This is a genomic window from Paenibacillus crassostreae (assembly GCF_001857945.1).
In the GTDB taxonomy this organism is placed as follows: domain Bacteria; phylum Bacillota; class Bacilli; order Paenibacillales; family Paenibacillaceae; genus Paenibacillus_AQ; species Paenibacillus_AQ crassostreae.
In genome coordinates this window covers 55,478-78,653 of record NZ_CP017773.1, presented here as the reverse complement: position 1 = coordinate 78,653, position 23,176 = coordinate 55,478, and the positions used below count along the sequence as shown (strand labels likewise).

Here is a 23,176-nt window from a genome sequence, read left to right as displayed (position 1 = left end):
GCAAAAAATGAAACTGATACAACTGTTGAAAATATTCCAATGAAAAAAAGCAAATCCTTCACCCTTTCATTCTTATGTCACATCAATTGATAGCGTTCATAAGGGTTAGAATAACAGTAACTATTATTTACAGTTCTTTCTCCCAATACTTCGTCTTCAGAGGAATAACGCTGTACGTGGCGACTTATGGGTTGATTCATTTTATCTTCAGTTCGTTCAGCAAACACGTATAACTACTTATCAAATAATTAATCTGTTTATTCCAGTTCACACGATGAGGAGTCTATAAATCAAGCTCTATTTGTTTAGGCGGACCCTCTTCTATCAGCAATGGTGCGCTGATGAATATAGGATTTTTCACTACAGATAAATAACGATCAGCAAGCCCTTGTTTCTTTCCGCTATACTCGTAGTTATCAATGAATCCTACTTGTTTAAGTTCCTCACAAGCTTGTGTGATCCGTTCAACAATTTTATAGACAGGCATAATAGGTTGTCCACCGTCTATGAAGTGAAAGTGACTGGCTAAGGTCGAGAGTTCAAATTTTACTGCATGTTCAGAGGTATAGGAGGATATAAGCCAGTACATCCCCTGTGCTAAGTAAGATTTTAGATCATTCATTAAAATGAGAGACACATCAAATAATGTGCCGTTAGCATTGGCCTGCACCAACCATTCAGGTAGTCGAATTTCAAATTTTCGTTGAAAATGATCCGTTGTCCCTACTTTTCTTCGAAATACGATCTGGTCTATTAAACGAGTGAGCGCAATTTCCTCATATTCAGCATCAACAGATTGCTGATACTGTGTCAGCGTTACCTCAATGTCTTTAAGTCGAATTAGAGACGCCTGAATTCTCTGATAGTTTTTTGCCCCATCTGTCATCCCCAATTCATTTAATAAATCCATATATTTTAGTTTAATAACAGGCGAGTTATCATTTTGTTTAAACCATAAACTTTGAATTGCTCCCATAACTCTTGCATCATATGTAGTAAGCACTTCTCCATTTTTACTTTTAATATGCACTGATTTAACACCCTCGACCGTAACTCCTTTAGGATCAACTCCCTTTTTGGGGTTAGCTGAAAATAGTGCGTGCTGAGCAATATTTGTATTAAACGGTACGAGTTCTTTTAAATAATCAACAGATTTAACTCGTAACGTCCTCTCTAAAATGTCCACTTTTGCTTGGATAAGTAATTCCTCTGGATCATTCGATTTCAATCCACTTTTTAGTTTCGCCTTGAGTGTTTCACCCTGTTGATTCGCGTACATAAACAATATTTTCGTAGGAAATTGCTCATGAAAATGCCTACTTAACGAATCAATGGTCTCAGACTTAATTGTAGAGGCCTTTAAAGGGTCCAAATGGCGACTATGGATTTTAGCCACATATTCCTCAGCTAATCGATGCAGTTCAAGCTCTAACTCTGTGTAAGATTCCGTCATTTCCTATTCACCGCCTTTACGCTGCTTCTCAATGAGATCAAGCTCTCTTTCTAAAACGAAATTTATTAAGCGCATTTTAAATCCCTTTTTCTCATTCTTAGCCAACTTATTAAATCGAGTTAACAAGTCATTCTTGATTAAGTAAGTGTCACGTGTATGCGTTTCTTCAACAAGAGGCTTCTTATTATTTTCTAATTCATCGTAGTAATAACTTAAAAAATCATTATTTTGTTCATTTTTAATGTTCTCGTTTACTGAAAAATTAAACTGTTCAGTTTTATCGATCTGTTCATCTGAACTATTATTATGATCAGATAGTTGGTTCAATGGTATATCGATTATTTTTTCAACTATATTATTTTGTAATCCAGTATCGTTGCTCACTTCATTCTTTATTGACTCATTTATCTGTTCAGTTTTATTGTTCATTATTTTTGAATCAATTTGAGTGTTTTCATTGTTCAATGCTAGTGATTCATCAAATTCAACAGATTTATTATTGATTAATCCTGTTTCATTTAACTGATCAGTTTTATTATTCACTTTATTTGAACCATTTTTATGAATAGTTTTGTTATTCAATGCTAGTGATTCACTAAGTTCAACAGATTCATTGTTTATTAATTCTGTTTCATTTGACTGTTCAGTTTTAATATTCACTTCAATTGAACCTTTTTCATGAATGGTTTTATTATTCAATGCTAGTGAATCATTAAGTTCAACAGATTCATTGTTTATTAATTGTGTTTCATTTGACTGTTCAGTTTTATTATTCACTTCAATTGAACCTTTTTCATGAATGGTTTTATTATTCAACGCTAGTGATTCATTAAGTTCAACAGATTCATTGTTTATTAATTCTGTTTCTTTTAACTGTTCAGTTTTATTATTTCCTTTTATTGAACTTTTTTTCTGTTTAGTATTAGTATTTAGTTTTGCTGATTCCTTTATTTTAGATTCAGTTTCCTTCTTATTAGAAGCAGATTTTCCCGGTGGGGTAACTGGACTTTGTGTTTCATAAAAACCAATATTCGAAAGGGTTCTCTTATTTCTGGCCATGAGCTAAAACCTCCTCCATTAATTCAAAATAAGCAGCTACTATCGAATTATTTGCATCAGACATCACTGCAGGTATACCATCATAAGCGGTAGCACTAGCAAAACGAATAGATCTAGGGATAATTGTAGTGTACATATGATGTTCATGTTGATCGCAATATTGTCGTGCCTTAGCTAACATTTCAGAGTGTAGGACCGTTCTAGAATCCACCATCATTCCGACAATGCCATCAATTTCAAGGTTCGGGTTTTGTTTCTGGCGGAAATCATTAATTGCATCGATAACCCTTACAATCCCGGATACAGCAAAGGTTTCCGGTGAAAAGGGGATGATCACACGATCTGCAGCTACCAACACATTACCAGCAGTAAGACCCATTGCTGGCGGAGTATCAATAAAAATATAATCATAATTATCCTTGATACGATCTAATGGATCTTTCAATAGATGGAATGGCTTCTTATACTTATCTTGGTTTGTTAGTACATCAAAATCTAAAAAATCCATATCCACATTGGAAGGGAGTAGATCTAAGCGTTCGGCTAAATTAACGACTATATCCTCAATGTTCTTCCCACCAGTTAATACATCATATATTGTATCTTCGTAACTTTTAGGATTCTTTCCAAAAGCCAGTGATGCATTCCCTTGAGCATCTGTATCAACAATCAAAACACGAACCTTTGGTTGCTTTTGTACAATAGCAGCAGCCATATTTGTAACAAAACTTGTTTTCCCCACGCCACCTTTATTCGCTGAAACTGCGTAAATAATACTCACAAAATCCGTCCTCTCCGAGCAAATAAAATATAATAAACATTATGTTCATATTAACTGTTCAGTTTTTCTGTTTCAAATTTACCACATTGGCTGTTTCAAATACAATAGATTGCTTCTAGTTATTCAATTTATCAATAGACAAAATACCGTTATATTACCGGTATATTGACTATTAAAAGTATATATATAATTTTAATTAACGTATAAATACCGGTATTAATGTGAATACTAATAATATAATACCGTATTTAAACCAGTACTTTTTTAGTTATAACTTTGACATACCGGTGTTTTACCGGTATTATATAAACTATCATTATTTAGAAATGAAAGGATGAAGAACATATGGTGATTTTTTCGCTAGATTTAGGTAACAAACAAGTTAAATTGGTATCCGAGAAAACGCTAGAGATCAAGAGGGAAGCTGAAGCTTCTGGTAAAAAGAACAGTGATAAAAGTATCGTCGAATCAATCGGGGCGAAAGTGTTACCATCACACTTTTTGGATTATGATGATCTTGGAGATCAACGTACAGCTATAGCATCGGATAAACCTTTACAACTTGATAAGTACACATCAGGTACAGATAAGGATTTCTCCTATGCCTGGGGTAACGATTTACACTTGGTACATGCGGAAGATAAGTTTATAAGCACGATCGGCTTCGAAAATAGGTACAAAAAGCACGAATTCCGCTTACTAACGGATTTTTCGCTTGCCGAACTAGCACGGGATTATGAAGAAGCTAAAACGGGGATATTAGAGGTTATTGTTTCTACAGGAGTTCCTACAGATGACTTTAACGGAACAGCTGTTCAAGATATTACTCAAACGCTTCTAGGTGATCATAATATTACTGTAAACAATGAGAGTTTAAATATTCGTGTCAAAGAAGTACATGTCAATCCACAGCCTGTTGGAACAGCTTATAATGAAGTATTGGATTTTGAAGGATATGTAAGAGAAGAGAATGCGAGCTTACTTGATGAACAGGTTGTTGTCGTAGATATTGGAGGCGGCACACTACTTATAGATACTCTAAAAAATATGAATTTGAGTAACCCTCGAAATCAAAAACCTACAGGGGCATATGAGATATATGACCGAGTTGTTAACCTAGCCACTGATGCCGGAATAAAGGGGATTACATCATTCGAGGTAGAACGTATTTTAAGAGAAGGAAATACCTCAGAAGGGTACTTCTTCAGACCCAATAAAAACGAATCTTTCCCTATTACAGCATACGTTAACAAAGCTATTATTAAATTCACTAGAGAAGTTCTTAACACTATAAATACCACTCTTAAGGGAAGTCTTAGAGTAGATACTATGTTATTTACCGGCGGTGGCTCAAATCTAATCAAACAAGAAGATATAAAAGAACAATACAAGTATTCAAAATTCGTTGCAGACTCAGAAATTGCTAATGTTTTAGGTTTTTACAAGTATGCTAAAGCTTTGGTTACAACTAGATCGGAGTGATACGCGGTGGGCGATAAGAAGAGAATCGAAGTAACCTTTGATACAGATAAACATGCAGATATTCTTGCTGCCATGAAGAAATTTGGCAATTCCGCTGGATTTCTTAAATTTGCCGCAACCCATTATATTAATAGTTTGCAAAATAATAATTCATCAAGCTCTCCTGAAACCTATATACAATCGCCTCAAAATCAGCAGCAATCTGATCGTAGACGGCTACCTCCCGGGTTTGGTGGTCAAGCTATATCTACACGCCTGAACGAATAAACGGTCAACTGCTATTTGAGCTTCGCTCTTGGATGGGTTGCGGTCCCTATGACCCATCCTCTACCACAGATTACAGCTACTTCTCAAACCATGGCCTTCACTCCCTTGTACAGTTTACAGCAAGGTTCTATCGGTACTTTAAAGAAATTCATAAGCTTGGAGTAAATCCAGTTACTATACCAGTTAATTGGAAAATCGATAGGTTACCTTGTCTTTTTGATCTAATACAATTTGAATAATGAAGAAATATGCTTAATCGAATTTATATATGTAATCAAAAAAGAATGAGAGGATATTCTCTCATTCTTTTCACTAGTGAAGTTCATCTAGCATTTTTTTTAAAAACTCATCATCACTATACGCACCAAGATAACCATTGATATATTCTTCATGAGGCATAGGATAAACAAGTTCTTTATCTGGTACTATCACAGGAAGTTCAACATAATTTGTTTCGGTTTGACCCTGTAAATGCACAGTGAGCTTAGTCGTATCTGTACCAACAAGAAATCCAGAAATACTATATTCGGCATTCAACAAAAACTTATCATTTGTTTGGGTTGAATAAACTAAGATCGAACGATTGTTATCATTACTCGAACCTTGAACATCTATAATTAATAGCGACCTGATAGCATCAGCATACAGAGTTGTTCTATATTTTGTATCAAAATCTTTTGTAATGGGAGTAATCTCAGATACCGTGCCTGCAATGCTAATAATTTTCCCATAATAGTTACTAGGGCTTTTTGTCAGTCTATCAAATTGTTCTGCATAGGTATATTCAGAAAACTCATATGCATTATCTGTAAGAAGTTTTACAGCATACTTAATATTATGATTGGACATTACAGCCTTATCCTCTTTATTCCACCTAAGAGCGTCTTTCTTCTCAGCAACCTTTGGTGATTCTGTAGGGCTTGCATCCGGCGTGTTTGAAGGTTGCGTAGTAATACCTTGCTCTGTTTCATCATTCGGTTTAGCTTCCTCTTTAAAACCTTCATTAGTAGCCTCTGTATCCTGAGAATAAGTATCTAATTTTTCCGAAACTCCCTCTCCTTTCTCTCTAATATTATCACCAGCACTCTTACCAGACTCTTCCATTTTGTTACTCGTAGTCTCAGACCATTGAACCATACGTTCACCACAACCAGAGAGTAATAGTATGATCGAAGTTATGACACTTAATATTAATACTTTTTTCATAATGGATGATCCTCCAAGTTGGTTTATTATCACTTGCAATAATAGCTAAAATGTTATAAGTATAAATCCGTTAAGCTGACTGCTCTATGTCGATAATCTTTTTGCATACTTGATAACAGTCATCAATATGTGAATTGCCAAGGCACTTCATTGCTCCAAAACTAATTCCAGCAGAAACGGCTTGTCCTACAAATGGAATAAATTTATATACTTGTTTAACCGTTACATGAATTCCTACTTTTTAAGTAATTTGACTACAATTTCTTTCGTTAATTCTTTTCCAATTAATTGACTTCCTATTGAAGTGATAATAATAAGAATTTTTGCTTTTGACTGAATCAAGCTGATCAATCTGCTCTGGAGTTAAACCAAATTTTCGATTAATTGCAGGAAGGAGCTCAAGCATAATAGCTACGTCTGCCGCTACATCAGCCCCAGGCACAGGGACAACAGCTGCTCCAGCAGATACAGTCGCTCACTTTGAAACCATAGACTTGCACTCTTCCCGTATCTGATTTAGTTCAGTTATAGTTCTAGGATACATATGTTAAATATCTTCCTTTCTCATTTATGACTTATTCATTAAGTTGCCGTCATATTTCCGTAGCTTTCTTTCAATATATTCTTTACGACGCTTCCAGCTTGGATGAGTTGAAAAAATATCAAAACGCTTTAAATTACCAATGAATGCCATGGTTGCATTCTCAACCTTTGTATGAGGATTGCCAATAGCACTCCATTCATTAATTGCTGCAATTGCTATATCTCTTCCCAATATTTTCGCCTCTAGCAAGTCTGCCCTGAACTCTCTTCTTCTGGAATAAGCTAAAACGAATAAATTCATAACAGACATTAGAACATAATCGACTAATATGCCAAAAATAAATTGAATCAAATATGAGATATAATTAATACCTAACCACTCTTCGATGGTCACTGCAATTGGCCATGTTACAATCTTAATGGGAATTCCTAATAATATAGATGCTGCATACGCCATATTATTCACAATCATCTGTCTCACACAATCACCATTCACTATATGAGCCATTTCGTGTGAAACCGTTGATAATATTGTATTCATTGACATATGCTGCATAGTTGCAGATGTTATTATTATTAGCCCTTTATTTCTAGATGAACCAATCGCATATGCATTCATCACATTTATATGCTCAATAGCAACTTTCGGGAGACTCTTTAGATTAAGTTTATCCGCAAGCTCTAACACAAATAGATAAACTTGTTTTTCTCGGTCAGAACCAACAAAACTTTTATTATCAGCGAATCCAATCTGCCTAACATTGTCTCTCTTTAAGTATTTACCTCTATAAGTCATTAAATTATATGTAGAAATTATTAATTGTAGAGCTATAAATATTGGAAATATATAGATCCAGGTTCCAAGTGAGAGAGCAATTATAACGATTGAGGAACTAAACATGGACATTAATAATACAGATGCAGTTTTAATTCTCCCCTTACCGTATCTTACATATCCTTTGCCCCAAGATAGACTTTCTTTATATTCTTTATCGAATACTCTAATTATACAAATCATTCCCTTCTTATTTATTCTTTTAAATCTTTAATCCATAGTCACATTATTAAACACGGGTTTTAATAACTCCCTTCATTTGTTATGTAGAAAGAATGTAGGAATAGGTCTTTTCACTAGTCCATAAGCACTACAATCTCATTCACTAATCTTACCTCAATTTGTTTAAATTTGTAATTAGCAGAATCAATTATTTGTAAATCACACATTATCATTCAATACTGATCACTCATTCATTGAATTGCTTCATAATTTTTGGTTTGGCTCCATTGCTAGTCACGTTAAGAATCCCATTGGAACCCAAGTTTTTTTTGGGGTCGCTTGGGATTTAGGGACGCTGAACCGGGGGATCCAAATATGTTTACTAAGTTAACCAACAAAAAAAACCGACCATATGGCCGGTATCCGTTCAATTGTATTTTAAGATATTCACACGTGACTAATAGACATCGCCACGATTATCAATCGTCCAAATATAGACGGTTTCTTCACTTATGTTCACTTCAAATACGACTCGGTACGTACCTACTCGCAGGCGCATCAGACTTCCCCGGCCCTGCAGTGGTTTAATGTCACCGATCGGCGGACGAACCGTAAGCCCGGTTAGCGCTTTGGCGATCCGCTGTTGAACAGCCATCTCTTGTTTCTCTAAAAATTTTAAGGACCGTTTATGGTAAATCAACTTGAAGGTTGAACTCACGCTTCGCGTCCTCCCCCGTGATAAACCCTCCTTGATCGGCCAACTGCCGTTCTTCTTCTTCACTAAGTGGAAGGTCATCGGGCTCCATTCGCGCAATGTCATCCCAGTCCGGACGGCCTTGGATCGATAGAAATTTCATAAAGTCAACAGTCGATTGCTGCGCGCTTTCTGGCAACTGCTCGAACAATTTAAATGCTTCGTTATGATTTACAGCCATGGTGGAATACCTCCATTATTTCTTTTTCTTATTATACCCTTTTTAATGCATAAATGGGATGAACCACTTTTCCCATCGATCACTTGAATAACCAGTAAAGCTCTCACTAGGATTATTAGTCATTTGAGGAGCTTCCTGATTTGTTATCTTTACGGGCAACGATCTTCATTTGTTTACGGTTTGATTTCTCTATATTCCTAGCCATTTCCTGCAAGTATGCATCTGTGATTCTCTCTGGAAAGTATCCTATCCGTTCACGTAAAATATTTTCAAGGATCCATACCTTACGCGTCCAATATTCATAATCGCGTCCTGTCTCATCTGCAGCCTGGATAAAGTCGTCCTGTTGCTCATTCGCCTTTTTAAAAATATGAAGGAAATGATAGACCTTGGTTCGCTCCTGCCGAACTAACCGCAATAAACACACCAAAGCATAGCTATCTCTTTTCATCAGTTCTGACGTTGGCTGATTGACAACTTCCAAATAAGCCCTTTGCTCTAAATGAATTTGCCTTCTTGCTCCGTCTTGTTGGATCCTATCTTTCATCACTTCTATTTCACAAAAGAGACAATAATACATATCCCCACTAATATCGATCATCGATCCACAATACGGGCAAGTTAACATACTATTTTTCTCCCTTCAGCAGATAGGAACCACCGACCGAAGACCTCCCTCAGTCGGTGGCCACCTTTTGTTCAATCCATATTTAAATACTATTTTTCTTCTGCCCTAACTGCATCCGCTGCCTGTTATATTCACTCACCATAATATCAATTTCTTCAGACTTAGCCAATGTACGCTGATCCAAAACTCCATAACGTTGAGCCAACATATTTAAAATACAGCGTTCCTGTTCAATCAAATAACCTAACTCTTTCAATTCCAATTCAACTACCCTCCTAAACAGCTCCTATATAGCGCCTACCATTCTTTTATGGTTTTGATTTGTATTTAGTAAATGGGGGGTCCGGGGGGACAAGTCCCCCCGGCGCTGATACTTTCACGTAAAATACCATGGTTCCCACTTATCCGATCAGCAGAAAATAAACTGCGGCTGTCATCCAGCCGCACCAAGTATTCATGCTTCCTGTTCAAACGTCACATTTAATATATAATCAACTGCCCGTTGAGCTTTTCCAGCAGCTTGTATAATTAACGACGGCTCACTTTTTAACTTCCGATGCCATGAACCAATATAAGCCGCACTGTTTTCAATCGTACTATTATCTATTCCACAACTCGCGCAAAGCATAGCGGCGCCAATTTCAGCGATCAATTCTTCTTTCGAATAGTTTTCATCTCCAAACGCCGCGAACTCCTCAATACCTGGACGATTTAAGCGGCTACGGTGACCCGTGCTGTGAACCATTTCATGAAATAAAGTCGAGTAGTATTCCTCGGCTTTTGGGTAATCCTGCAATGGTGGAATGCTGATGTGATCCGATGCCGGCATATAGTAAGCCCGCCCAGATAAAAAAGAAATTGGTGGTGCATCAGTATAACCTGTTTGGATAGCTTCAGCGTCTACGATAGGGTCATGTTCAAAAGTTTCGTCTTGCCGCTTGCTCTCAAGCCCTTCACATTGTGTTTTAATATCAAACACCCGATAAAAACGGAGCAACGGTACTTTTTCTTTTTCGTTCGAATCTTTGTTTTCTTTCTCTAACCACTTCCAAAACACAACGATATGCGATGTAGCACCTTTCTTAACTTTTCCGCCTGCCTCTGCGATTTGCTTAAATGTCGCATATTCTCCAGGCATTAGCAGTAACGTGTTAATCCCTCTATACGGTTTTTGTGTTTTCCAATTAACAGCCCCATTTACACTCCAAGGCCTTCTCCATGGGATAACACCTGCATCTAACATTTCTAGAATACGTTTTGTAACCATTTCATATATTTTTTGAGTCATCACAAATCAACTCCTCTTATTTTTAGTTGCGGTGGCTACTCAGCCACCGCCAATTTTTCCATTCAGTGCCGCCTATTATTGTATTTCCTAGTGGACCAATTCAGAAAAAACGTTGCTGATTGTAAAAAAATACTGATCAGAATTAAAACCAACAGAAGCATAACCATGGGGCTTGTCCTCCCTTTTACAAATTTAGTAAATATGTTATTATAGAAGGGTAAAGCGAGAGATAACTTCTCCCCTTACCCAACCCATTAGCGTGGGGTTTTATGAATCACTTAGGTTTTCTTCTTTTAGGCTTCGACCGCTGTGAACGGTTGAAGCCTTTTGTTTTTTCTCGGGCTGTAAGCCACTCCATAAACGCTTTAATAGCACCAAACAGTTGGATAACAACCTGTAATGCCGCCGCTATAAGCGCTAACATGAGAATCGTTTCATTCTGCATAGGGGTTCACCTCCTTTCATTTTTTTTGAAGTGAATTTGTCAAAAGGCGTTTTGTTTGCCTGCCGCATGGCTGACTTTCCCAAAGGGAAGTTTTTTTCCCTTTTGACATGAGCTTGGAATTAGTCCTATAGACAGGCGGTCAAGGGATTAGCACACAAAAGTTATTTCTTCCGCTTTTTCTTATCCATTTGGAAGAAATAACTTTTGTTGCCCCTTGAACGACTGGCTGCCCGTCTTGGTCCCCGGGGTGTGGAGGGGCGAAGCCGGAGGCTCGACGCGCCGGGGATCTAGTCGGGCTGGGAGCTGATACCATGCGGAAGGCAAAAGGAAAAAAACGCAAAAAAAGAACCGGCATCTGCCGGTTCTTACCATCCTTCTGCGTGACAACATCCAAAGTTCTACTACATGCTAGTCGTGTAAAAAATCCCGTTGGAACCTAGGGACCCTTAACTCGAGCTACAAGCGAGTCTTAGGGCCCCTGGTTCGCTTGGGATTTAGCGACGATGAACTAGGGTTATATACCTTCCTGTTCTTTAAACCCGTCTAGGCTCAAGCCAAGCCCACATGCTCAAGCATGCTGAAAGAAAAAGGGCAGCCCCACAGAGTGTAGGACCACCTAACGTGTTCGTTTATTCTCCAGATCGTATCTACTTCGAACTCAACACGATAGCCTCTATTTCTACTCGTTAAATAATACCATTGAGAAATAATAATTAGATTCATAGCCATTCATCTGACATATTTATTCATTATCACATCAATATGGTTACTATTTTTCTAATTAATTATGAGATATCATTCTATTATCTGCTATAGTAGTATTAATAGAAATTGATTTATATGATTATTAAAGAAGATTGAGAGGTATTGAAATGACGAGAAGAGTAAGAAGTGACAGCCGCGTTGATACTTTTGAGAAAAAACAAGGTTTACCTCCTGGAACAATTAGAAACGAAAATGGTAGAGATACTCGTGGAGATAAGTTGATTGGAACAATTAGAAAAGAAGCTGCGAAAAAAAAATAACATATTTCACAAAAAAAAATGACACCTACATAAGGTGTCATTTTCTTTGTGACGGTAAATAATTTTCAATAGTGAGCTAGTATTATTCTTTACTTTTACATCTGGGATAGTTGCTACAACTATCAAACGGTCCAAACTTCCCATTTTTACGCACAATAAATCCTCCACACACAGAACAGACTTTAGGTTGTTTAAGAATTTCAACATAACGGTTTGTATTATAAGCCTTAAACGCTGCAACCTTACCGTTTTTACCAGCATCAGATTTTACCATACAATCATCATTTATAAGTGTTTGAAACAATGCATATCCAGTATTTTTTACCTAGACATTAATTTATTTTCTTTTACGAACGGACAAAAGAAGCAAGCCTTTCGAGTAAGCTGGAACTGTGTGCGTGCGTCTAGCGCCATTCACAATGCTGTCAGCTTACTCGATCACTTGCTTCTTCTATTAGGACTCCAAGTAGGTTATCACAACTAATATTCGCTCATGTTCATGCTATCGTAATTCACACGAAGAAAATAATAAGCTTCTTCCGTTTTCAAGTACAGATTCAATGATTCTTGATCATAATGGCCAGTCGTGATGGAGTAGCTGCCATCAAGGCCTAGTACAACCTCAACATCCTCGATTTGCATAGGGCTATCTCCCCCTGTCTGAACCATTACCGTCAGCTTTTTCCCCGCATGTCGAGTGAATTTCCCTTCAAGTGTCAGTGACCGATCGGCATGGAATTGGGTGAAAAAGGTGTTATCTGAGTAGGTTGTAGGCTTCACATACAGTTCATTTTCCGGGAATTCGGGCAGTTCCGAGCTAGGTGATAGAGAAGTCGGAGCACCGCGAAGTTCTTTCAGCTTTCCTTCCACATATTTCAGCATCTTTGCTGCTTCCGCACGAGTCAACGTGACGTTGCCTTGATAGCCTTCTATAGACCGCTCTGTCACCCCTTGTACATAATTTTTAGCTAGTGCATAATAAATAGCTTCATCAGCTTTGTAATTAACACCGTCTGCAGCCGTCATGATTTCAGCTACTTTCTTACGTGTAATCGGCTTGTCTTTGACAGTGGCTATTTTCAATCCGTCCAGAGGGAAGTTGCGATCCTGGGCGATCTTGTAAGCGCCGTCTGCCCAGTGTACTTTCTTCGCAGGACTGTAAGCCTCGTAGTCGACCTTGAACAATCGCAGGAACATCGTCCAAAATTCAGCCTCGCTTACGCTCGCGTTCGGTTTAAACAAGCCGTTGCTGTAACCAGTCATAAGACCTGAACGCATGGCCCATTCGATAGAGGATTGTGCAGAGTTACCGGAAATATCCTTCATCTTGGAGGAATCTATTGGCATGTAAACTTTTGTCTTCAGTTTAGGCAGTACTTTAATCTTCAATTGTGTTTTAATCGTTCCAGAGAACATCGATACGGTATAACTGCCAGCCTTGATACCCTTGGCGATCCCAGCCGAGGAGACGCTTAAACCAGCAGAGTTGCTACTCGTATAGCCCAGCTCGCTGAAGCTGTCCGTTATTCCGTTGTCAAAGTAACCTTGTGCATAAAGGGCTTGCTCGTCGCCCTCGTTGATGACGATCTCCTTGACTGTTGGAGTTAGGCTGATCAGCTTCGGACCCATACCCGTTACGAAAGACCATGTTTTGTTCAGCTTATCGGATTGCGAGTCCACTTGATAGGACAACGATACTTTATAGGTTTTAAATCCTTTTAATACTGATTTAGGATATAGGAACAACGTGTCCCCACGCAATTCTTCATTAAAAGGGATTTGAACGCCATCTTCGTCAGTAATGGTCGCTTCATACCAGGTCATCTTATTGACCGTCGTTGCAGAAATAATATACCCAGAACTCTTCACGCCGAACTGGCTTAACGGGTTAGGGTTTTCATGCCCGTAAAAGCCAACTTCGACGTCCTTCATCCCATCATATGGATAGACGGCAATCCCTCCATCGATAGGTAGTGATGTACCTAGCCCCCCCAAGTCAACTACGGCTGTACCATCTGCTAGTCCGATGCCGATTTCAGTATATTTGGGACTAAGAATAATTTGGCGATGATAAGCTGTATTCAACCAGCCTATCATGGCGTTGGTACTTGTAGTTTGACCATAATGCATGACTTCGCCGGAAGCATAACCGCGAGATCCTGACGTCCATCCGGATGCTTTCATTCGATCATATACCGAAACACCCATGAAGCCGGGATTGCCCTGTGTTTCCTTGTGCGCACTTAGGCTCGCTTGTACATTGTTGATATTGTAATAAACGGCGTGTAATTGAGCAGCCTTCGTAATGCTAGCATTCAGCGTCACAGACTTCAATCCAAGCTTGGCACGTACGCTGTTCAAGTAATTCAGCGCATCGAGCTGATCCTGCGTGTAGCCAGAGGAGGAATCGACCATTCCTTCTGCTAGCGCAGTCCCAGCTGGTCCAAGACCTATACCCGATAAAAGTAAGGCGACTATAATGGTACAGAGGGCAAAACGCCCGATTAAGCCTCTAAGAGGAGAACGTTGTTCTTTGTAAATAGGCATGGCAATGAATCCTTTCACCAACATATATTTTGTTATAGATTTACAAATTCCTATATTCGACATTTATTGCCAAGATCCTTTTCCTGAATCAGTGACACATAATCCTGAATATTCATAACATTATTCAAGAATTCCCTCAGACCAGTAGAACCAAAGGATTATAGCTCCTTGATATTTAACTTAAATAATGACGCGATAACATTCTCTTTTCGATTGAAGGCCTTCTTGATGAGTGCTCTCTCCTTGGCATCCGAGATATACCGTCTTGCGCGGACATGAGCAACAGCCGAGGAGACCTTGCTGTTCTAGCGTTACTCCAGAACTCCCTTCTTCTTCGAAATAACCCAAACAGCACTTGGAAGGATGGTGGAATGAAGCGTTAGCGCAGTGGAATCATGGTTCCGTTCTGCTTCGTAGAACTGGATGGTTTACGGAGATGGAGCAATTGCGTAATCGAAGAAAACTTTGCTGTTCAAGCGTTACCCTAGCAGTCCCTTCTTCTTCGAAATAACCCAAAAGTCTCTTGGAACGATGATGTAATGAAGCGTTAGCGTAGTGGAATCATGGTTCCGGTCTGCTTCGTAGAACAGGATGGTTTTCGGAGATGGAGCAATAGCGTAATCGAAGAAAACCTTACTGTTCAAGCGTTACCCCAGCAGTCCCTTCTCCTTCGAAATAACCCAAACAGCACTTGTTGGAACGATGATGTAATGAAGCGTTAGCGTAGTGAAATCATGGTTCCGTTCTGCTTCGTAGAACTGGATGGTTTACGGAGTTGGAGCGATAACGCAAGCGAAGATGGAGTGATAGCGTAATCGGAGGAAACATTGCTGTTCAAGCGTTACCCCAGAGGTCTTCTACTACCCTGCTAGTCCTGTTAATAATCTCAATGGAAACGGGGTGCTTTTCCCGGGTTAGCTTGGGATTTAGGGACGATGAACCGGGGGATTATATTCACGTTGTTTAAACTACCAAACTCAAGCCAAGCATATATTCTCATGTATACTTTAGAAAACAGGTGACCCACTGGACCACCTGTACTTATAGACTATTATGTATTCAAGCTATTTAATGTAGTGTTATCTACAATATCCTCATAGGGAACCCATACCAAACCATCTATAGATCGTATCTTCACTCGGGTCAGATCAGTGGTCAATTCGGCTACACCTGTTATCGTATCTCCATCCTGTAATGTTAAGATAACTTTATCCATTTTATCAAGTTTTTTCACTTCTGCCCTTCATGCCGAATGTAAAGTAAACAAAAAAAAGTGGTATCTTGAAATCACTCCCTCTATTCACCTTTTACACCTCCTGTTAAATCTGAGAGTCACTCGCCTTTCATTCTCCTAAAAATCTGTCATTGTACCACTTATGCAATTCCTCATCCGATCTAAAGCTCCGCACATTTCCTTCAACAGACCGCCGCCAAATCAAATCGTATTCTTCAACAGTCGCTACTCGGAATGTCATCACATCCCCTTGTTCGGTCAGAAAGACAAATCCATCGTCCTCTTGAACCAATACTTTCCCTAGGAACCCTCTGCCTCTGTTTGTATCAAAAAAGCTGACTCCCACCCTTCCATCTTCTTCCTGATTCATCTCAAAATCTAATGCAAGTAAAGAGTTATTTTCGACATTTACATCAACGAAATAGAGTTTCTTGGATTCTCGTTCGTATAATCGATATACCCCTCTTTTAATCCGCTCATAATCGTTATACGTTACAGCATGATTAGCATTCGCGTTAACACAGCATCTGGATGTGAGGTGCGTTCGAATAGTCGAGGCTTTCAAATTTGGATTCATATTTAACATATGATCGACAACCTCTACAACCTTAAACTCATTTATCCGCTTTCTCTTTACGATCTCATGCACTACGGCTAATATTTCATCTCGATAATTACTCCTCATATCAATAACTTCAGACATCATGCTTCCTCCTTCAGTTCATTGTTTTAGTATTGCGACCTATTGTATTCCGTTACTACTATCGATTTGATACGAATCACTGCTTCATATCTATATATATCCCCCCAATCACCTTCACTCCTATTCCTGCTATGTATTTGACAGGGGAACACCTTATCTACCTTTGTTGCATGGATTTGATCCTATCCTACACACTTTGTCTTCCTCTATTACATTGGCTCCAGCAGTCCCAATTCCAGACACGTTTCAATAGATAGACTTTTTATTCCTCTACTAAAACCTATTTCGATGACATCTCCATCGATTTGAAGAAGTTCACCTCTACCAAATACCCTATGTTTTACCATTTCCCCAATCTTCAGTTGAGCTATACTTTTTATTGAATTGGGATTGTACGGGATCGAATAGGCTGATTTTATCTCCTTTTTTGCTACCTCATTCTTAGGGATTATCTTTGGAGGATTCATAATATCCCTAACACCTGCTACAAATTGTGATTCTTTAACCTTCTTCCCATCTCTTTCCCTATATACGATCATCTCCAAGTGCTGTTTCGCCCTTGTCATGCCAACATAGAACAACCGTGTCGCTTCTTCTATTAAGGCGGTATTTTCGATGTCATTTAAAGATGGAATATTTCCTTCAATCAAATCAAGCATATATACTCTCTCAAATTCTAATCCCTTCGAGCTATGAAACGTTGAGAACGTTACTGAATTTTGACCCTTGCTGGACTTTGCATTCTTTAAAACCGAATCAAGATACTTTAGCCGATTCGCAAATTGCTCCATTGTCTCCAGAGTATCTGCAATCTCTTCTAATGTGTTTAGGATTCCTATCAAGTATTCCATTCGGAATCCAAGACGTTCACATATCTTTTCAAGAGCCTTCTCATAACCTAATCGATCTCGAATGACACGGATAGCCTGTAGTGGTGGCATCCCTTTCATTTGTTCGAATGTTTCTTTGCTTCCGATCAATTGTTTCACTTGATAATCCTGCAACTGGACGTAATTCAGCAAATTATCAAATACCGATTCATTGTTGTTGATTTCTTTCACTGCCGCCATCTGCTGTCTGCTAATGTAGCCGTTAAACTTCAAATGGATTTTTTCTAAAATGTCTGAACGCTTGTCAGTAAAGGTCATCCGCATAAAGTTCAAGATATCTTCGACCACCCAATGAGAGAAGAAACGATTATCCGCATCTTTCATATAAAAGGGAATACCTGCTCGATCAAACTCATTGATTAGTGCAATTGACGATGAATTGTTACGATACAATACCGCCACTTCTGCAAGATTTTCAATCTTTTGAATTTCCTGCACCAAATACTTAGTTTGGTATACGTTATCCGCAAAACTCCTAATCTTGATCGGATTCATCGGAGGATTCTTCGTGAACATATTCTTGTCGTACCGATTTTTATTTCGCTTAATAAACTGATTAGCTACACTGACGACATCCCTGGATGAACGATAATTCTGCTCCATAAACAAGGTTATGGCATTCGGATATACTTGTTTGAAGTTGAGCAAATAGGAAGGTTCCGCACCTCTCCAGCTATAGATACTTTGATCATCATCAGCGACAACACAAAGATTTCCATGTTCCATAACCAGCTTTTCGATAATGGCATGTTGAACCATTGAGGTATCTTGGCTTTCGTCCGTAAGGATGTAATCGTACCTCTCTTGGTACATCCGTAGCAATTCCTTATCCCCCCCTAATACCTGCTCACTTATCGTCAGCATATCGTCAAAATCTATTAACAACTTACTATGTCCCGACTTCTTAAATAACTCATATTCACGCAGAATCCGCTCTGCTTCTGGAACCTCAACCGGAATAAGTGACCATTTATCTGAAGGGATCATCTTATTTTTGATGAAACTGATATAGGTCGTCAGTTCGTCCATTTTGTCTTCGGTAATATTCTCGCCCACAATCGATTTGAACAGCTTCTTCAAGATAATCTTTTTGTGTAGCAGCAACTTGTCCGAATCACCAACGCTTTGCTCTTCCAAATCCAAGTCACCCTCGATAATTTGGTAAGGAGTTCTTACTCTTCGAAAGTGTTCCCGCACGACTTCGAAGGCAAAACTATGTATCGTTGAGAATTCAACAGGCGGAAGATTGGGAAAGAACCGTTTGAATCGCTCCTTCATATCATTTGCTGATGCCTTACTAAATGTAACTGCCTTAATCCTTCTTGGGTCTACACCCTTTTCCTCTATTAGATAGCCAATTCGCATAATGATCGTAGTCGTCTTCCCAGATCCAGGCGATGCTAATAATAGCAATGGTCCTTCCGTTTGAAGAACAGCCTTTAGTTGGACATCGTTTAAGGAAACATCTAATTCATTTTTCTTACGATTAAAGAATTCCTCTTTAACATTCATACAACATTAATCCCTTCGTTCAACCATATGATCCTATTTTCTCATTTTACATTAAAGCATCACGTTCAACCCTCTTATTCGACACAAGCCAATTGAGAATTCCCTCTATCAAACTATTGTCTAAGTTGTATCTATCTCTTTTCAAAAGTTCCAAATTTCTTTTAGACTGCTCCAATTTACGTTGACCTATGAATGGAATTTTCGTAACATAAGTTTCCGGACTCGAATTACTCAATTTTCTTCTTACTTTAACCATAGCTCATTCCCTTCCTCTGCGAAAGCGATTATTTACTAATGTCACTTTAGAATCAAAAATCTCCATTGTTTAACCCTCATTGTCTTTAAAACGAGCTTATAACTCTAATTTCTCTTATTGTAATGTCCCTGCAACATAGTACCTCTCGGTTAGTCAACAATGCTCATATACTGTTACAATACTAATCCTAACGATGATCCTTATCTATAACAATACCTACATTCCCGATCCTTGATCTTCCTATCTTTCATTTATTTTCTCTGGAAACTTACGCTGAATAGCATCATAACAGCCCTCACAAAGAATAATATTTTTCTCACTCATGCTGATAAATTTTGCCTCGATATAGTATGTTACATCTTCCTTCACTTTAAATGGCATAAAACGTTCGTTACATACCGCACACGATCCCTGAATTTTCATATAGCATTCCAAGCATAGTGAGCCAACTTTGTTAGCCATGTGAGTAAAGAGCATCTGATTTTTTTTCGAACAAAACGTACAGCAATTCATATTTTCATCCTCCAATTTGTTTCGGAAACGCAAAAAACCGCAGACAAAACTCCTGTAAAGGAGCAGTATCTGCGGTGCTTCCGCATATCCGTAAATTATTTTCTTGATTACAATATACCTTATGTAAAACTGATTGACAAGAATCACTTAAAAGTCAAACAGAACCTATGGATTTATTATACTCTTCACTACAAATTGGTATTCCCCATTATACAATCGCAATTCTCCATTAAAGATATACTCCTGATTTTTTTCAATGTAAGGTGTCGTAGTATCCTTAAATATAATTGCATTCATATGTGTATCATAGTCAGAAAGTTCTGCTTGCCCTTCCGTGAATTAATATAGCAGTATTTCTGCTTCCAAAAAAATCACCTTCAAATAAATAAGCAATCCTTCTTGTAATAACGCGGGTATTTCCGGTTCTTGAAATTGCAAAAATAACGGTATTTATTTAATTTTAAATTTTATCCTTCAGCTGATATGATGTTTTGATACTTGATCCACTCCCACTCATCATCAAAGTTGAACTTAATCTCTTGGCGATATATATTAACTGTTTCGACAATCCCCTTTAGTTCCCTATTCTCAAATGCACCGAACACCTGGAGTGTAATTGTTACGTGCTCATTTAAAGAATCAGCAATCGCACGTTCTACCGTCTCCCATTGCTGTTCATCAAGGATTGGCCTCGCTCTCCGCATCTCCTCTTTCGCTTGTCTCAGAATAGCCTCTTTGTGTTGAGGGATGATCATTCGCGATGATTCGTATAATCCGTTTCCTTCAAGCTTCTTACCCACACTAATGACCTCCTATGCTGTCTTCGATAGTTGCCATGCCAATACATTGTCCAGGCGAAATGTCCGTGCTGATCCAGACTTAAGACAAGTTGCCTTAATTAGGCCATTGCGAATCGAATTCACCTCAATACAGCGCTGTGTGATTTTTCCGTTACGATCCATATAGATAATTTCAACAATTTGACCGATGTATTTAGCTGACATGACATTCACTCCTTATAAGAACACTAGTTCTTATTATATGCGAACATACATTCTTTATTCAAGAGATAATCAAAAACCTTATTATTTCATGGAACCATTTTCCTAAGATTTCCTTTGCTGCATCCGTTAATCGTGTTAGATTTCTACCATCACTTATAGTAGAAAAAAGATTAAATGCTGTATATGACCATGAAAGAATATTGAGTTAAGGTATACCTTAAGCAGCTATTAAAGCACCATATTTTATAGTCACTTCGTTTTTGGCAGCTTGTATCCCAAGTGACCAGCAAACCCAACATCAAATTTAACTAAGACAGCTGTGGCAACAGGAATTGCGACGCTCGCCGGATATATTAGACTAAAGGTTTAGGGTCTAGATATCTCGATCATTTCCTCCACTTCTTCGACATAGGCGTATAACAGTTTTCCTTCCTCGATTATTCGGAATGGGTTTTGGAACGTTGATGAAGTGAAGCGTAGCGTAATGAAATCATGGTTCCGATCTGCTACGTAGAACATGATAGTTTATGGAGATGGAGCGTAAACGTAAGCGGAGATGAAGTGATAGCGTAGGCGGAAAAAACCATGCTGTTCGAGCGTTACCCCAGCAGTCCCTTCTTCTTGAGATACCCCCAATGGGTCTTGGAACGTTGATGAAGTGAAGCGCTAGCGCAGTGGAATCACGGTTCCGTTCTGCTACGTAGAACAGGATGGTTTACGGAGATGGAGCAACAGCGTAAGCGGAGGAAACCTTGCTGTTCAAGCGTTACCCCAGAAGTCCCTCCTTCTTCGAAATAACCCAAACAGCACTTGGAACGATGATGTAATGAAGCGTTAGCGCAGTGAAATCATGGTTCCGTTCTGCAACGTAAAACAGGATGGTTTTCGGAGATGGAGCAATAGCGTAAGCGGAGGAAACCTTGCTGTTCAAGCGTTACCCCAGCAGTCCCTTCTTCTTCGAAATAACCCGAAAATCTCTTGGAACGATGATGTAATGAAGCGTTAGCGTAATGGAATCATGGTTCCGTTTTGCTTCGTAAAACAGGATGGTTTACGGAGTTGGAGCGATAACGCAAGCGAAGATGGAGTGATAGCGTAATCGGAGGAAACATTGCTGTTCAAGCGTTACCCCAGAGGTCTTCTACTACCCTGCTAGTCCCGTTAAAAATCTCAATGGAAACGAGGTGCCTTTCCCGGGTTCGCTTGGGATTTAGGGACGATGAACCGGGGGATTATATTCAATACGTTGTTTAAACCATCTAACTCAAGCCAAGCAAATATGCTCGTGTATGCTGTAAAAAATAGGTGACCCATTGGGCCACCTGTACTTATAGACTATTATGTATTCAAGCTATTTAATGAAGTGTTATCAACCGATTTACATTCACAATGTCCTCATAGGGAACCCATACCAATCCATCTATACATCGTATCTTCACTCGGGTCGGATCAGTAGACATTTCAACTACACCTGTTATCAAATCTCCATCCTGTAATGTTAAGATAACTCTCTGATGATACATTGCAGCTATACGTAATTCTTCGATCATGATCAGCTTCACTCCTTAATGGTACTTAGTTTTGTAACCCTAAATCACTATGAACTTCGATATGTAGCATTATGATTATCCTGTTATATTTGACACAGCTGCACACCATTCCTGCTATAAATAGCGACTAATACATCCATCGTCTAGATTTACTACCGTTATATTACTTCTCTTATGAATCCTCTCCTATCCCTAACCATTTGATGATCTAAGTCTCTTTGGATGATATACTCCACGAAACCTTGATCATGTCTTGTTTCTAAGACCTCCCCTGTCCAAAAATCCAGGTGTTCAGGTGCATTATCTCCATCCCAAACACTAAATTTAACCTTTTGGCCAATCTTTATACGAATTCCTCTTCGATCTGTATATGATGTTTTAAGGTAGTGAGCAAACATATGAGGCTCTACCATGGGATATAGAACATAATCCAAAGGATCGCTCTTGATTTCTAAACAAGCAAACCGAGACTTTGCAAATGAATAGAACATGAATTGAACTATACTTTGTACATGAGTATCATCCACATCTAATTTACTTTTCAAAGTCTTCATCATTTCCTCTGAGCTATAAACACCACTCTCTACAAACCAACATATATATTGGTGTAAGTTATACCCAAACCGATTAGCATCAAAAATAGTCCTCACCCTCCTCCTACACTTTGAACATATACCCATAATATAAAAGGCCACATGCAATAACCATCAATGTCGGTTGCATGTGGCTTCTATTTACTTTCTTATCTGACACTAGTAAAGAATTCTTATTTTAAACATTAAACGTTTCTAATCAATACCACCCGATACCATGGATCAAGGTAGTTACCGTTCCTGATCCTGAAGTTGGAGGAGTCGG

Annotated in this window: 24 protein-coding genes; 3 read left to right on the top strand and 21 right to left on the bottom strand. The window is 38.6% G+C overall.

Features of this window, described 5'->3' with window-relative positions:
* Nucleotides 1–283 precede the first annotated feature (283 nt).
* Genes LPB68_RS22010 through LPB68_RS22000 form a run of 3 tightly spaced genes read right to left on the bottom strand, consistent with a single transcriptional unit; the run spans nucleotide 284 to nucleotide 3,293 of the window.
* On the bottom strand, nucleotides 284–1,453 hold the full coding sequence (locus LPB68_RS22010) for a replication initiator protein A (RefSeq protein WP_068657057.1): 1,170 nt from the start codon (nucleotides 1,451–1,453) through the stop codon (nucleotides 284–286).
* Nucleotides 1,454–1,456: 3 nt separating this feature from the next.
* The gene (locus LPB68_RS22005; protein ID WP_071193236.1) at nucleotides 1,457–2,512 is read right to left on the bottom strand and encodes a hypothetical protein; all 1,056 of its coding nucleotides are present in this window, start codon (nucleotides 2,510–2,512) and stop codon (nucleotides 1,457–1,459) included.
* Nucleotides 2,499–3,293, bottom strand: a complete 795-nt coding sequence (locus LPB68_RS22000) for a ParA family protein (protein ID WP_068657052.1) — start codon at nucleotides 3,291–3,293, stop codon at nucleotides 2,499–2,501. The genes LPB68_RS22005 and LPB68_RS22000 overlap by 14 nt, the downstream gene beginning before the upstream one ends.
* A 345-nt stretch (nucleotides 3,294–3,638) precedes the next feature.
* Between LPB68_RS22000 and LPB68_RS21995 the strand changes: the two genes are divergently transcribed.
* Both LPB68_RS21995 and LPB68_RS21990 read left to right on the top strand, forming a co-directional pair.
* The gene (locus LPB68_RS21995; protein WP_068657050.1) at nucleotides 3,639–4,775 is read left to right on the top strand and encodes an Alp7A family actin-like protein; all 1,137 of its coding nucleotides are present in this window, start codon (nucleotides 3,639–3,641) and stop codon (nucleotides 4,773–4,775) included.
* A gap of 6 nt (nucleotides 4,776–4,781) precedes the next feature.
* Entirely contained in the window at nucleotides 4,782–5,042 is a 261-nt protein-coding gene (locus tag LPB68_RS21990; RefSeq protein WP_068657048.1) for a hypothetical protein, read from the top strand.
* Nucleotides 5,043–5,354: 312 nt separating this feature from the next.
* On the opposite strand, the gene LPB68_RS21985 is transcribed toward LPB68_RS21990, so the two are convergent.
* The 8 genes from LPB68_RS21985 to LPB68_RS22965 form a co-directional block, all read right to left on the bottom strand.
* The gene (locus tag LPB68_RS21985; protein ID WP_068657046.1) at nucleotides 5,355–6,248 is read right to left on the bottom strand and encodes a hypothetical protein; all 894 of its coding nucleotides are present in this window, start codon (nucleotides 6,246–6,248) and stop codon (nucleotides 5,355–5,357) included.
* 568 nt (nucleotides 6,249–6,816) lie between these two features.
* The gene (locus tag LPB68_RS21975; protein WP_068657044.1) at nucleotides 6,817–7,809 is read right to left on the bottom strand and encodes a M48 family metalloprotease; all 993 of its coding nucleotides are present in this window, start codon (nucleotides 7,807–7,809) and stop codon (nucleotides 6,817–6,819) included.
* 436 nt (nucleotides 7,810–8,245) lie between these two features.
* The gene (locus tag LPB68_RS21970; protein ID WP_068657042.1) at nucleotides 8,246–8,506 is read right to left on the bottom strand and encodes a type II toxin-antitoxin system RelE family toxin; all 261 of its coding nucleotides are present in this window, start codon (nucleotides 8,504–8,506) and stop codon (nucleotides 8,246–8,248) included.
* The gene (locus LPB68_RS21965; RefSeq protein WP_068657040.1) at nucleotides 8,475–8,723 is read right to left on the bottom strand and encodes an XRE family transcriptional regulator; all 249 of its coding nucleotides are present in this window, start codon (nucleotides 8,721–8,723) and stop codon (nucleotides 8,475–8,477) included. Before LPB68_RS21965 ends, LPB68_RS21970 begins: the two co-directional genes overlap by 32 nt.
* A gap of 115 nt (nucleotides 8,724–8,838) precedes the next feature.
* A complete protein-coding gene (locus tag LPB68_RS21960; protein ID WP_068657038.1) occupies nucleotides 8,839–9,351 on the bottom strand; it encodes a hypothetical protein in 513 nt (170 codons plus the stop codon).
* Nucleotides 9,352–9,433: 82 nt separating this feature from the next.
* Nucleotides 9,434–9,613 (bottom strand): Spo0E family sporulation regulatory protein-aspartic acid phosphatase, encoded by a 180-nt coding sequence (locus tag LPB68_RS21955; protein ID WP_068657036.1) that lies wholly within the window; start codon nucleotides 9,611–9,613, stop codon nucleotides 9,434–9,436.
* A 192-nt stretch (nucleotides 9,614–9,805) separates the two neighbouring features.
* Nucleotides 9,806–10,639, bottom strand: a complete 834-nt coding sequence (locus tag LPB68_RS21950; protein WP_068657034.1) for an ArdC family protein — start codon at nucleotides 10,637–10,639, stop codon at nucleotides 9,806–9,808.
* Between the two features lie 274 nt (nucleotides 10,640–10,913).
* Nucleotides 10,914–11,084, bottom strand: coding sequence for a hypothetical protein (locus LPB68_RS22965; protein ID WP_157756179.1), 171 nt, complete (start codon nucleotides 11,082–11,084; stop codon nucleotides 10,914–10,916).
* An 872-nt stretch (nucleotides 11,085–11,956) separates the two neighbouring features.
* On the opposite strand from LPB68_RS22965, the gene LPB68_RS23205 reads away from it, so the two are divergent.
* Nucleotides 11,957–12,109, top strand: coding sequence for a hypothetical protein (locus tag LPB68_RS23205; protein WP_198402142.1), 153 nt, complete (start codon nucleotides 11,957–11,959; stop codon nucleotides 12,107–12,109).
* Nucleotides 12,110–12,191: 82 nt separating this feature from the next.
* Here LPB68_RS23205 and LPB68_RS22520 read toward each other — a convergent pair whose 3' ends face one another.
* From LPB68_RS22520 to LPB68_RS21900, 10 genes are all read right to left on the bottom strand, one after another.
* The gene (locus LPB68_RS22520; RefSeq protein WP_082865662.1) at nucleotides 12,192–12,383 is read right to left on the bottom strand and encodes a topoisomerase DNA-binding C4 zinc finger domain-containing protein; all 192 of its coding nucleotides are present in this window, start codon (nucleotides 12,381–12,383) and stop codon (nucleotides 12,192–12,194) included.
* A gap of 206 nt (nucleotides 12,384–12,589) precedes the next feature.
* A complete protein-coding gene (locus tag LPB68_RS21945) occupies nucleotides 12,590–14,656 on the bottom strand; it encodes a CAP domain-containing protein (protein WP_068657090.1) in 2,067 nt (688 codons plus the stop codon).
* 479 nt (nucleotides 14,657–15,135) lie between these two features.
* Complete coding sequence (locus LPB68_RS22960; protein WP_157756178.1) at nucleotides 15,136–15,300, bottom strand: hypothetical protein; 165 nt, start codon at nucleotides 15,298–15,300, stop codon at nucleotides 15,136–15,138.
* A 407-nt stretch (nucleotides 15,301–15,707) separates the two neighbouring features.
* Complete coding sequence (locus LPB68_RS21940) at nucleotides 15,708–15,890, bottom strand: hypothetical protein (protein WP_068657032.1); 183 nt, start codon at nucleotides 15,888–15,890, stop codon at nucleotides 15,708–15,710.
* A gap of 109 nt (nucleotides 15,891–15,999) precedes the next feature.
* Nucleotides 16,000–16,596 (bottom strand): DUF7669 domain-containing protein, encoded by a 597-nt coding sequence (locus LPB68_RS21935; protein WP_162274322.1) that lies wholly within the window; start codon nucleotides 16,594–16,596, stop codon nucleotides 16,000–16,002.
* Between the two features lie 206 nt (nucleotides 16,597–16,802).
* Nucleotides 16,803–18,995 (bottom strand): ATP-dependent helicase, encoded by a 2,193-nt coding sequence (locus LPB68_RS21930; RefSeq protein ID WP_068657027.1) that lies wholly within the window; start codon nucleotides 18,993–18,995, stop codon nucleotides 16,803–16,805.
* A 1,236-nt stretch (nucleotides 18,996–20,231) separates the two neighbouring features.
* Complete coding sequence (locus LPB68_RS21915; protein WP_068657021.1) at nucleotides 20,232–20,564, bottom strand: YolD-like family protein; 333 nt, start codon at nucleotides 20,562–20,564, stop codon at nucleotides 20,232–20,234.
* 12 nt (nucleotides 20,565–20,576) lie between these two features.
* The gene (locus LPB68_RS21910; protein WP_068657019.1) at nucleotides 20,577–20,768 is read right to left on the bottom strand and encodes a hypothetical protein; all 192 of its coding nucleotides are present in this window, start codon (nucleotides 20,766–20,768) and stop codon (nucleotides 20,577–20,579) included.
* Between the two features lie 1,355 nt (nucleotides 20,769–22,123).
* The gene (locus LPB68_RS21905; RefSeq protein WP_068657017.1) at nucleotides 22,124–22,318 is read right to left on the bottom strand and encodes a hypothetical protein; all 195 of its coding nucleotides are present in this window, start codon (nucleotides 22,316–22,318) and stop codon (nucleotides 22,124–22,126) included.
* 158 nt (nucleotides 22,319–22,476) lie between these two features.
* Entirely contained in the window at nucleotides 22,477–22,968 is a 492-nt protein-coding gene (locus LPB68_RS21900) for a hypothetical protein (RefSeq protein ID WP_068657015.1), read from the bottom strand.
* Between the last annotated feature and the right edge of the window lie 208 nt (nucleotides 22,969–23,176).